We start from the raw sequence: 11,627 nt of genomic DNA, 5'->3' as shown, positions 1-11,627 counted from the left end.
CGCCAAGCAAACAGGTGACCATCATGAAACCGCTCTTTCAACTTCTTCGGCGCCCGTTGTTCTTCATTGCTGGCTTTTCTTTCGTGGTCAACTTATTGATGCTGGCCCCTGCGCTCTTCATGCTCCAAGTGTTTGACCGTGTACTGACCAGCCAAAGCAAGGAAACGCTGCTGGTATTGTTGCTGGGCATGGCGGTCGCCTTCGGCTTGATGTTGGTGCTCGATTATCTGCGCAGCCGCCTGCAGGGTGTGGTGGGCAATATGATTTCTGAGCAACTGTCGCCGGTCGTGACAAAAGTCGTGCTGGCCAAGTCGGCACATCGCACCGAGCGCGTGCCCTCCGAAGGACTGCGGGATGTGGCGACGCTGCGCAAACTTTTTTCGGCACATGGCCTGTTGGCACTGTTCGATACGCCTTGGGCGGTGGTCTATGTGGCCGTCATCTGGCTGGCGCATCCGGTGCTAGGCATGGCGGCAGCTGGCGCGTCGTTGCTGATGCTGGCCATGGCAGTGGTTAATGACCGCATCACACGGCGCGATATCGAAGCACTGCAGAAGGAAGCTGCCAGGGCCACCCGCTATCTCGAGTCGTCGATGCGCAACGCGGAAGTAGTGCAGTCGCTTGGCATGGGCAATGCACTGATCGCTCGTTGGCAAGACTTGAACGCAAGCGTTACCGCATTGCAGGGACCGACTGCCCGCAAGTCTGTCACGATGGCGGCCGTCACGCGCATGACCAGGCAGCTGGTGCAGGTCATGATGCAGGCGCTGGGCGCCTATCTGGTCATCAGCGGCGAGGGCACTTCCGGCATCCTGGTCGCCACCACAACCTTGCTGGGGCGCGCTCTGTCGCCGGTGGAGCAAGTGGTGGGCAGCTGGCGCGTGCTGGCGGAGGCGCGCCTGGGATTCGGGCGGCTGTCCGAATTGCTGGATGCAGCCGAGCGCGGGCCGGAACGCATGAAGCTGCCGGTGCCTACCGGGCGGCTGCAAGCGCAGGGACTGGTGTTCCGCCCGGCGCACAGCGAGCGGGCGATCCTGGCCGGCGTTTCCCTTAACCTGGAGCCGGGTGAATCGCTGGCCATCATCGGCGCCAGCGGCGCCGGCAAATCGACCCTGGCACGCCTGCTCACCGGCCTCTGGAAACCGAATGCCGGAACAGTGCGGCTGGACGACGTGGACATGGCCCAGTGGCCGCGTGAAGAGCTGGGCCCGTGGCTGGGCTACCTTCCGCAGGACGTTGAACTGTTCCCAGGCACGGTGGCCGACAATATCGCCCGCCTTGGCGCGGTCGATTCCGAAAAAGTGGTGCAGGCGGCACTGCTTGCCGGCGTGCATGCCCTGATTCTTGCGCTGCCGCAAGGCTACGACACGCCGCTCGACGACATGGGGGCCGTGCTGTCGCCGGGCCAGCGGCAACGCATCGCCCTTGCCCGCGCCTTGTACGGCGATCCAAAGCTGCTGGTGCTGGACGAACCCAATTCCAACCTCGATGGCGCCGGTGAACTGGCGCTCGCCGACGCGCTGAAGGCGCTGCGCGGAAAAGTGACGGTCATCGTGGTCACGCATCGCAGCACCTTGGTGCAGCATATGGACAAAATGCTGGTGCTGGAGGCCGGACGCGCACAGCATTTCGGTACGGTGGCGGAAGTCATGCAGGCCATGCAGCCTGGCCAGCGCAGGACAGGCGCGCAGGTAGTGGCGATGGCGCGGACGGCGGATGGGAGGGCATCATGAACGGTATGGCATATTCCGTAACAGGGAGCGCTTCCCTCCAGCAGCATGCTGGCGAGGCGCACCACTTGATGCGCTGCGGCCTGGCGGTGGTCATCGGTGGCTTGCTTCCAGTGGCGGCCTGGATGGCATTCGCCCCTTTGTCTTCGGCGGTGGTGGCGCAGGCATATGTCAAGGTGGACCTGAACCGGCGCCCGGTGCAGCACGCGGAAGGCGGTATGGTACGCCAGGTGCTGGTACGCGACGGCCAGCACGTGCGGCAAGGCGAGCCACTGCTGGTGCTGGGTGATGTAGCGGTCGACGCCGACAAGAACCGGCTGGATTACCGCGTCATGGCAGAACGTGCCAGCCTGGCTCGGCTGGATGCCGAACAGGCGATGGCGCCGGCACTGGTTTTCCCGGCGGACGTGATGGCGGCGGCGAATGGCGATCCACGCTTGGCGGAGCAGATCGGAAAGGAGCGAGCGCTGTTCGCCGTGCGGCGCGAGGCGATGCTGGGGCAGGTTCGGCTGCTGCACTCGCAGCGCGACAAGGTGTCGGAGGAGATTGGGGCGCTGCGCGCGCAAATCACGCAGGCCAGCGAGTCGATGAAATTCCAGCAGGCCGATCTCGACAACAACAAGAAACTGCGCAAGGACGGCTTCGTGTCGGCCACCCGCATCACCCAGCTTGAGGGCGGGATTGCCGATTATGGCGTCAAGCTTGAGGAGCGGCGCTCTGAACTGGCGCGCGCCGAGCAGCGCACGGTGGACATCGACCTGCGCGTGCGCACGCTGGAAGGAGAATATCGGCAACAGGCCAGCGACCAGTTGAAGGTGGCAACGGCGCGGCTGTCGGAGATCGAGCAGGAGCAGCGCAAATCAGCCGATGCTTCGGCGCGCCAGGTCATCACGGCGCCTGCCAACGGCGAAGTGATTGGCTTGAAGTATTCGGCGCCCGGCACTGTGATTCCGCCGCGCGAGACGATCGCCGACATCGTGCCGGACGACACGCGCCTGGTGACAGAGGCGCGGATCCGGACCGAGGACATCAGCCGGATTGGACTAAGTCAGCCGGCCGAAATCCGCTTCACGGCCTTCAAGTACCGCACCACGGGGCTGGTGCACGGTAAAGTGATCTATATCTCGGCCGACCGGCTGCTCGATCGCGCCACCGAGGTGCCATATTACTCGGTGCTGATTGAGGCGGATCCATCTTCTCTGGCCAAGGCTGGCGCCCTTAAATTGCTCGCTGGTATGCCGGCCGAGGTCTACATCGAAGGCGAGCAGCGTACGCCGCTGCAGTACCTTCTGGAACCGGTCACGCAGGTGTTGCGCCACGCGGTACGTGAGCGCTAGCAGAATCGGCTTACGCCTTGCTGATCGCTGCGAGTACTAGCTGTTGCAGTTGCTGCGCAGCGTCTGCGGCGCAGCAGTCGACCACGATCCTGTCCGGCATGGCACGCAGCCAGGTCAGCTGGCGCTTGCATAGCTGGCGGGTGGCGATGATGCCGGTTTCGCGCATTGCCGCGTAGTCGATGGTGCCGTCCAGGTATTCCCAGGCTTGGCGGTAGCCGACGCAGCGGATCGACGGCAGGCCCAGATGCAGGTCGCCGCGCGCGCGCAGGGTTTTCACTTCATCGAGGAAACCGGAAGCGAGCATGATGTCGAAGCGGCGTGCAATGCGTTCGTGCAGCCAGGCGCGGTCGGACGGTTCGAGGGCGAACGATGTTAGGTCGAAGGGCAGCTCCTCTTTCTCGCGCTGTGCCAGCAGTTCGGACATCGGCTTGCCTGACAAGGCATGGATTTCCAGGGCGCGCTGGATGCGCTGGGCGTCGGCGGGCTTGAGGCGGGCGGCGGTTTCGGGATCGACCTGCGCCAGGCGCGCGTGCATCGCTGGCCAGCCGATGCGGGCGGCTTCCTCGTCCAACTGCGCGCGCAGGGCTGCATCGGCGCCTGGCAGGTCGTCCAGGCCGTCGGCCAGGCCTTTGTAATACAGCATGGTGCCGCCGACCAGCAGCGGGACCTTGCCGCGTGCGCTGATCTCTGCTACCAGGCGCAGGGTGTCGGTACGGAACTGGGCCACCGAATAGGAGTCCATCGGGTCGATGATGTCGACCAGGTGGTGCGGCACGGCGGCCAGTTCTTCCTTCGAAGGCTTGGCGGTGCCGATGTCCATGCCTCGATACACCAGCGCGGAATCGACGGAGATGATTTCGCACGGCACCTGCTGCGCGATGGCCAGCGCGGCGGCGGTCTTGCCGGACGCGGTCGGCCCCATGATGGCGACCGCCAGCGGGCGCTTGTTCAACTGCTCGTTCATTGCTTACTGTCCGCGCAGGAAGAGTTTATCCAGCGCGTTGATGTCGATCTGCACCCACGTAGGGCGGCCATGGTTGCACTGGTCGGCGCGCTCGGTGGCTTCCATGTGGCGCAACAGGGCGTTCATTTCCGGCACGGCCAGGATGCGGTTGGCGCGCACGGCGGTGTGGCAGGCGAGGGTGCCGAGCAGCTCGTTGCGGCGCTCGATCAGCACGCGCGAGCCGCCATACTCGCGCACGTCGCGGATCACGTCGCGCGCCAGGGTCTGCGCGTCGGCGTTCTTCAGCAAGGCAGGTACGGCGCGCACTGCCAGCGTAGTGGGCGACATCACGGCGATGTCGAAGCCGAGCGTCTTCAGCGTGTCGCCGTGTTCCTGGACCGTCCCCACCTCCACTGCGTCGGCGTAGAAGGTGACCGGGATCAGCAGGTTCTGCACCGACATTTCGGTGCCATCGATCTGGGCGTCCAGTGCGTTCTTCAACTGTTCGTACAGGATGCGCTCGTGCGCAGCGTGCATGTCGACCAGCACCAGGCCTTTGCTGTTCTGGGCCAGGATGTAGATGCCGTGCAGCTGCGCCAGCGCAAAGCCGAGCGGGAATTCTTCGCCTGCCATCTGCGCCGGCGAGGCGCTGATCGGCGCCGCTTGCGGCAGCGTGTACTCGGAAGTGGCGCGGAAGCCGTTGCCGCCGTCCGCTGGAGTCGCGCCAGGGACGAAATTGTCGCGCGGGTCGTTCGACCACAGGGCGCCGTAGCGTTCCGTGCTCTGGGCCACGCCGCCCGTGCCCGTGCCTGGGCCGCCGAACGGCGATGGCGAGAACGTCGGGCGGTATTCGGGATTCAGGATCGAGCCGAAGCTGGTCTGTTGCTGCGGGCGCCAGACCGGACCCGATGCCTGCAGGTTGTCGGCGGCCGGCAACGGCGAAGGCACGCTGCCGTGCGAGGTGGCCGAAGTTGCGGCCAGCGCGCGCTGCACGGCGTGGAACACGAATTGGTGCACGGCGCGGCCATCGCGGAAGCGCACTTCGATCTTGGATGGGTGTACGTTCACGTCGACCAGCGCAGGGTCGAGGTCGAGCGCCAGCACATAGGACGGATAGCGGTCGCCGTGCAGCACATCCTCGTAAGCGGCGCGCACGGCGTGTACCAGCAGCTTGTCGCGCACGAAGCGGCCGTTGACGTAGAAGTACTGGCTGTCGGCGCGGCCCTTGGAAGCAGTCGGCAGGCCGGCAAAGCCGTGGATGCGCAGTACGCCCGAGCCTTCGTCCAGGGCCAGGCGTGCTTCTTCGAAATTGCTTCCCAGGATTTGCGCGCTGCGCCTGGCCATGTCGCTGACCATCCAGTGGTCGACCGTCTTGCCATTGTGGCTAAGGGTGAACGCTACGTCGGGACGTGCCAGGGCGATGCGGCGAACCACTTCCGCGCAGTGGCCAAATTCGGTTTGTTCGGATTTCAGGAACTTGCGGCGCGCCGGGGTGTTGAAATACAGGTCGCGCACGTCAATCGTCGTGCCGGGGGCGCCGGAGGAGGGCACCACAATGCCTTCGTGCGAGCCTTCCAGCTCCCAGGCGTGGGCGCCGTCGGCAGTGCGGGAAGTCAGGGTGACTGCGGCTACCGAGGCGATCGAAGCCAGGGCCTCGCCGCGGAAGCCGAGGGTGCCGACGTTTTCCAGGTCGTCCAGCGAGGCGATTTTCGAGGTCGCATGGCGCGCCAGGGCCAGCGGCATCTGGTCGGGCGGGATGCCGCGGCCGTTATCAGTAATGCAAATACGCTTGACGCCGCCTTCTTCCAGCCGCACGGTGATCTGGGTCGAACCGGCGTCCAGGGCGTTTTCCAGGAGTTCCTTGACAACGGCCGATGGGCGCTCGACCACCTCGCCGGCGGCGATCTGGGAAATCAGTTGGTCGGGGAGGGCCCGGATCGGGCGGGGCGGAGTTGGGGCATTCATGGGCAAGATTATAACGGTAGCCGGTGGTGTCAGGCTCCGGCACGCAACACGCTAAGCGTGTCGCATGCCGGGTGCTTACCCCAGGAAGTTATTTTGCCTCGCGCACCGGGATCGGCACGTTGCACAGGTCCACATGGCCGGCCGCATACTTGGTCCATGGCCCACCGCGGTTGCGCTGGGCTTCGATTACGGACTTGAAGCTGGCCGACTCGGTGCGCATCACTTCGAACTTCGAGCGCTCGGCTTCCGGCACGTCGGCTGCCAGCTTGACCGACTTGATCGGCACCCACTGCTCCTCCTTCTCGAACATGCCCATCGGCGCCGGGCCGCGCGGCAGTACGGACAGCAGCGGCATGCCGCTGACGATGCGTCCCACCACGGTGATGTTGCGGTCCAGGTGGCGCGGCGAGTTGCCGATTACCGTGTACAAGGTGCCGCCGTTGCCGCTGTCGGATTCATTGCCGCGCGCCACGCCAACCATGCCGTAGCAATGCGCCAGCCAGGCCTGGCCGGTTTTCGGGTCGCGTGCGGAAGGGAAGCCGTTGGAGTGGCCTACCTGCGGCGCATAGCCGTCCTTGTCCGGCAGGCGGGTGAACTGGGTGTCGTTCTTCATCGGTACCGTGAATTCCTGCTCCAGCCTGGCCTTGGCGGTGCCGATCGCCTTTGGCTTGTCTTCGCGCGGATCGCCCCACTGCACCACGAAATTGTCCTGCGTGCGATAGATCCACAGTCCGTCCCAGTAGCCTTCCCTGGCCATGGTTCGGATATTGGCAGCGTGGCTGGGCGCGAAGGCCGGCGCCAGCTCGATGATGACGCGGCCGGCTGGCAGGTCCATGTACAGGGTGTTGGCCGGATCCAGCTGGCGCCAGTCGGCTTGCGGCGATGCCTTGACGATGTCGCTGACGGTCGGCCTGGGCGGCAATTCCTTGGTGGGCGCGGCCATGGCGGCCAGGGGTAAGGCCAGGGCAAGGACGGCGGGCATGATGGACTTCACTAAGGTCTCCTTTGTGGGGGTTCTAAGCTGGTGCTAAGATGCCGGGCAATTTTAGCCTGTAAGATAGACAGTTTGGTATCATTCCCGCCGCAACCTTTTGGGATTTAATAAATGGATTTCGTTCAATTGCTGGACATGCTGGTGCACGTAGACAGTGCGATGGATAAACTGATCGCGCAGTACGGCATGTATATTTATGCGCTGCTGTTCGCCATCGTCTTCTGCGAGACTGGTCTGGTTGTGCTGTTTTTCTTCCCCGGCGATACGCTGCTGTTCATCGGAGGCGCCTTCTGTGCCAGCGGCCAGATGAACCTCGGATTGCTGATGTTCCTGCTGGCGACTGCCGCAATTCTGGGCAATACCACCAATTACTGGATCGGCGAAGCCATCGGCCAGCGGGTATTTACCCACGATTACCGCTGGATCAACAAGGATGCCTTGCGGCGCACCCACGAGTTCTTTGAAAAGCATGGCGGCAAGACCATCATCCTGGCGCGCTTTGTGCCTGTGGTGCGCACCTTCGCGCCATTCGTGGCTGGCGTGTCGGACATGACCCATGCCCGCTTCCAGCTGTTCAACATCGTCGGCGCCGTGGCCTGGGTAGTGTCCCTGTGCGTGGCGGGTTATATCTTCGGCAACACTCCCTTCGTGCGCGACCACCTGAGCACCATCGTGCTGTTCGGCGTTGGCGTGGCGGTGGTGCCGATGGCACTGGGCGGCGCCTGGAAACTGGGCCGCCGCATGCTCAAGCGTTAAGCCTCTCAAGTTTTCCCATAGCGCAACCGTTAACCGGAGTAACAGTCTCTCCTCCGGATTTAACATGCGTAACTTGATCGCCCTGTCGGCCTGTTGTCTTGTCATCGGGACAGCAGGCGCCGCCGATCCCGCCACCGCGCCTTCCAAAGGCGTGCCGAGTATTCGCCCGAACCTGGCCGCAGCCGCTGCGGCTGACAAGGCGAATGTCGAAAAGGATGCCAGTTCGGCCAGCGGGCCAAAGTACGTTCCCCCGGTAAGGAAGAATCGCACTGCGTCTGCATCCGCCGCTGCACAGCGCGAGGAAGAAGCGCGCGCCGAAGCGGAATTGTCGGAGAAGATTGCCCAGCGCTTGGCTGAAATGCGTGCCAACCAAGCCGCGCGCATGGCTGCCGCCGAAAAGGCGCGCAAGCAGAAGGCCGTCAAGGCCGCCGCTGCCGAAGTGGCTGCCAAGGCGCCGCCGCCGCGCGTGTATGGCACCCATTGGACGTATGAAGGCGAATCAGGTCCTGCCAACTGGTCCAAGATCAACTCCGACTGGGCGAAATGCGCGACGGGCAGCCGCCAGTCGCCGATCGATATCCGCGACGGCATGAAGGTGGACCTGGAGCAGATCTCCTTCGATTACCGCCCATCCGGGTTCAACGTGACCGATAACGGCCATACCGTGCAGGTGATGGTCAGCCCGGGCAACTACCTGAGCGTGGCGGGCCGCACCTACGAGCTGCAGCAGTTCCACTTCCATCGCCCGGCCGAGGAACGCGTCAACGGCAAGGGTTTCGAGATGGTGGTGCACCTGGTACACAAGGATCCGGAAGGCAGGCTGGCAGTGCTGGCGCTGCTGCTGGAACGCGGCAAGCCGCAGCCGACCATCCAGACAGTATGGAACAACCTGCCGCTGGAAAAGGGCGATACGGCTACGCCGAGCATCGTGCTGGACCCGAACGACATGCTGCCGCAGCGCCGCGACTACTATACTTTCATGGGATCGCTGACCACGCCGCCATGCACCGAAGGCGTGCTGTGGCTGGTGATGAAGGAGCCGGTGCAGGCATCGCCGGCGCAGCTGGCCTTGTTCAGCCGCCTGTATCCGTTCAATGCGCGTCCGATCCAGGCCAGCTCCGGCCGCATGATCAAGGAATCAAACTGATGGTGTGAAGGCCGGTCCATTCGGCGCCGGCCTGCAGCAATTGCTTGTCGACTCGGGCCGGCTCGATGCAGACGAAGCGGCGGTAGTCGCTGTCGTCCATGTCGGCGGCAGCTGCCGCGCCTTGCGCGCCCGGGTTCCACACCACCCATTCCGAAAAACCTTGCTGCTCCAGTTGCAGCGTGCCAGCGCCGGTGTCGAGGCGCAGCTGCGGCGTTGCGGGCCGAATGTCGTCCAGGGCGCCGGTGAAAGGCATGCCGTCCAGCGTGGCCTTGTCGAATGCCCCTACTGCGAAATAAGTGTGCAGGGCGCCGGCCCAGCTGAATTCCTGCTGGCCGGTGTTGCGCACGGTGTAGCGGATCTGCAGCGCGTTGGCTTTCAGGTCGAAGCGCAGGCGCAGTTCGAAGGCGCGCGGCCAGGATTGGAAGTGGTTGCGCGGCAAGTCGCTTTGCGCCAGCGCCAGTTCGGCCCAGTCGTTGGCCTGCTCGATGATGCGCCAGGTGGAAGTGCGGGCGAAGCCGTGGCGCAGGCCGTCGCCGCGCGTGGCGAATTGCGGGAAGATGACCGGCACCCCGCCGCGGATGGCGGCGCTGCCGTCGAGCGCTGAACGCTGGCTCAGGAACAGGCGCTCCTTGCCGTCCGCAGTCTTCCACGACATCAAATGCGCACCGAACAGGGAAATGGTGGCTTCGGCGCCTTCGGGTGTGGAGATGCGGACTTCGTTCATGTGCTTTCCCTATGTGAGCCGGTTCTTCGACAGCGGCGGGTTCTTGGCGAAATAGCGGCGGATGCCTTTGACAATGGCGTCCGCGATCTTGTCCTGGTAATCATCGTCCAGCAGGCGCGCTTCCTCTTCCGGGTTGGAGATGAAGGCGGTTTCGATCAGGATCGATGGAATGTCCGGCGCCTTCAGCACGGCGAAGCCGGCTTGCTCGACCGATCCTTTATGCAGCTTGTTGATGCCGCCGATTTCACCCAGCACAGCCTTGCCGACCTTCATGCTGTCGTTGATCTGGGCCGTGGTGGAAAGGTCGAACAGCACGCTGGCCAGTTGCGGGTCGTGGCCCTTGGCATTGGCGCCGCCAATCAGGTCGGCCTGGTTCTCCTTGTCGGCCAGCCAGCGCGCGGCGCTCGAGGTCGCGCCTTTTTCGGACAGCACGAAGACGGAGGAGCCGCGGGCGCTGGTTTTCACGAAAGCATCGGCGTGGATCGAGACAAACAGGTCGGCGTCGACCTTGCGCGCCTTTTCCACGCGCTTGCCGAGCGGGACGAAGTAGTCGCCGTCGCGCGTGAGCATCACGCGCATGTTGGGGTGGTCTTCGATCTTGTCTTTCAGGCGCTTGGCGATGGCCAGCACGATGTCCTTTTCTCGGCTGCCGCGCGCGCCCATGGCACCTGGGTCCTCGCCGCCGTGGCCGGGGTCGAGGGCGATGGTGAGCATGCGCACCATTTTCTCCTGGCCGGATTTCTGGCCGGGCTTGTGATGTGCGGGTGCCGACTCGGGTTCGCCGGGTACGGGCTTGCCGGACTGGCCGGCGAGGGCGGGCGATTGGCCGGGCGCGCTGGCGCCGGTGCCTGGTGCTGGCGTGGCGGTGCCGGGCTGGCCGGCGCCAGGTTGGCCGGATGGCGGGGCAGATGCGATGGACGGGCTGCCCGCCCCCTCGGCGTTGCTGCTGGCGCTGCCCTGGCCCGACGCAGCCGGCTGGCCGGCGAGTGCGGGCTGGCCCGCTGTGCCGGCCTGGCTGCCTGGCGCCGGGCGCTGGGACGAGCCGGCGGCAGGGGGCTCCGGATTGGCGCTGGCGGCCTTCTCATCCTGCGACCACTCGCCCTTTTCGATCATCGCCGCGATCGGATCGACTGCCTTGACCGGGTAGAGGTCGAAGATCAGGCGATGCTTGTAGGTGCCGACCGGCTCCAGCGTGAACACCTGCGGCGTGACTTTCTCTTTCAGGTCGAATACCAGCCGCACCACATTCGGGCGGTTCTGGCCGACGCGCACTTCCTTGATGTACGGGTCGTTCGACTCGATCTTGGCGACCAGGCTTTTCAGCGTGGAGTTCAGCACCAGGCCTTCAATATCCACCACCAGCCGGTCCGGATCGGGAACCAGGAAGTGCTTGACCTTGAGGTCGGTGTCGTTTTCCAGCGTGACGCGGGTGTAATCCTCCGCCGGCCACACACGCACAGCCAGGATCTGCGCAGCTTGCGCAGACATGGGGGCGAGCACGGACAGGAGCAGCGTCCCACCGGCCTTGAGCACCGTGCGGCGACTTACAGGTTTGGAGCGAATTGGAGGCGTTGCAGGCATGACGTACCAAGAGCGGAAGACGGCTGCAATTCTACATCACGTCCGGACCCGGCTACAGAGAGGAAAACGTGAAGGTCGGGGGGCGGCAGCACGCCGTCGGCCTTCTCCGGCCATTCGACGATGCAAACGTTATCGCGATTGAACTCCTCGCGGAAGCCGGCATCGAGGAATTCTTCCGGGCTGCCCATGCGGTACAGGTCGAAATGCACCACGTTGGCCAGCTTGCCGTCGACCTTCACGCGGTAAGGCTCGGACAGGGTATATGTCGGGCTTTTCACAGGCCCCACGTGGCCGGCAGCATGCAGAAGAGCGCGCGTCAGGGCGGTCTTGCCGGCGCCCAGGTCGCCGTGCAGGTGGATCGCCATGCCGGGCAGCAGGGCGCGCGACAGCGCGGCGCCTAGCGCCGCGGTACCGGCTTCGTCGTGGAGATGGGATTTAAAGTGCTGCATC

Annotated in this window: 10 protein-coding genes; 4 read left to right on the top strand and 6 right to left on the bottom strand. The window is 64.5% G+C overall.

The genetic code is table 11. From position 1 onward, the window contains the following. Nucleotides 1-23: 23 nt before the first annotated feature. Nucleotides 24-1,733, top strand: coding sequence for a type I secretion system permease/ATPase (locus ACN9MW_RS27030; RefSeq protein WP_426164709.1), 1,710 nt, complete (start codon nt 24-26; stop codon nt 1,731-1,733). After that, nucleotides 1,730-3,067: an HlyD family type I secretion periplasmic adaptor subunit gene (locus ACN9MW_RS27025; RefSeq protein ID WP_426164708.1), complete on the top strand. Its 1,338-nt coding sequence runs from the start codon at nt 1,730-1,732 to the stop codon at nt 3,065-3,067. The genes ACN9MW_RS27030 and ACN9MW_RS27025 overlap by 4 nt, the downstream gene beginning before the upstream one ends. Before the next feature lie 10 nt (nt 3,068-3,077). On the opposite strand, the gene miaA is transcribed toward ACN9MW_RS27025, so the two are convergent. From miaA to ACN9MW_RS27010, 3 genes are all read right to left on the bottom strand, one after another. Further along, on the bottom strand, nt 3,078-4,031 hold the full coding sequence (miaA, locus tag ACN9MW_RS27020; protein ID WP_426164706.1) for a tRNA (adenosine(37)-N6)-dimethylallyltransferase MiaA: 954 nt from the start codon (nt 4,029-4,031) through the stop codon (nt 3,078-3,080). A 3-nt stretch (nt 4,032-4,034) separates the two neighbouring features. Further along, nucleotides 4,035-5,975 carry a DNA mismatch repair endonuclease MutL gene (mutL, locus tag ACN9MW_RS27015; protein ID WP_426164704.1) on the bottom strand — a complete coding sequence of 647 codons (1,941 nt, stop codon included), beginning with the start codon at nt 5,973-5,975 and terminating at the stop codon, nt 4,035-4,037. A gap of 88 nt (nt 5,976-6,063) precedes the next feature. Next, nucleotides 6,064-6,957, bottom strand: coding sequence for a peptidylprolyl isomerase (locus ACN9MW_RS27010; protein ID WP_426172313.1), 894 nt, complete (start codon nt 6,955-6,957; stop codon nt 6,064-6,066). A 123-nt stretch (nt 6,958-7,080) separates the two neighbouring features. Here ACN9MW_RS27010 and ACN9MW_RS27005 point away from each other — a divergent pair, with 123 nt between their 5' ends. Next, a complete protein-coding gene (locus tag ACN9MW_RS27005) occupies nt 7,081-7,725 on the top strand; it encodes a VTT domain-containing protein (protein ID WP_426164702.1) in 645 nt (214 codons plus the stop codon). A 64-nt stretch (nt 7,726-7,789) separates the two neighbouring features. Beyond that, entirely contained in the window at nt 7,790-8,872 is a 1,083-nt protein-coding gene (locus tag ACN9MW_RS27000; RefSeq protein ID WP_426164700.1) for a carbonic anhydrase, read from the top strand. On the opposite strand, the gene ACN9MW_RS26995 is transcribed toward ACN9MW_RS27000, so the two are convergent. Genes ACN9MW_RS26995 through tsaE form a run of 3 tightly spaced genes read right to left on the bottom strand, consistent with a single transcriptional unit; the run spans nt 8,856 to nt 11,626 of the window. Next, a complete protein-coding gene (locus ACN9MW_RS26995; protein WP_426164698.1) occupies nt 8,856-9,596 on the bottom strand; it encodes a D-hexose-6-phosphate mutarotase in 741 nt (246 codons plus the stop codon). The genes ACN9MW_RS27000 and ACN9MW_RS26995 overlap by 17 nt on opposite strands. Before the next feature lie 9 nt (nt 9,597-9,605). Then, nucleotides 9,606-11,177, bottom strand: a complete 1,572-nt coding sequence (locus ACN9MW_RS26990) for an N-acetylmuramoyl-L-alanine amidase (protein WP_426164696.1) — start codon at nt 11,175-11,177, stop codon at nt 9,606-9,608. Next, a complete protein-coding gene (gene tsaE, locus ACN9MW_RS26985; RefSeq protein ID WP_426164694.1) occupies nt 11,141-11,626 on the bottom strand; it encodes a tRNA (adenosine(37)-N6)-threonylcarbamoyltransferase complex ATPase subunit type 1 TsaE in 486 nt (161 codons plus the stop codon). The genes ACN9MW_RS26990 and tsaE overlap by 37 nt, the downstream gene beginning before the upstream one ends. Nucleotide 11,627 lies beyond the last annotated feature (1 nt).

This window comes from Pseudoduganella sp. R-34 (assembly GCF_049904655.1).
GTDB lineage: Bacteria > Pseudomonadota > Gammaproteobacteria > Burkholderiales > Burkholderiaceae_D > Rugamonas.
Note: the sequence above shows the minus strand (reverse complement) of the source record. Positions and strands in the feature narration are given on the sequence as shown.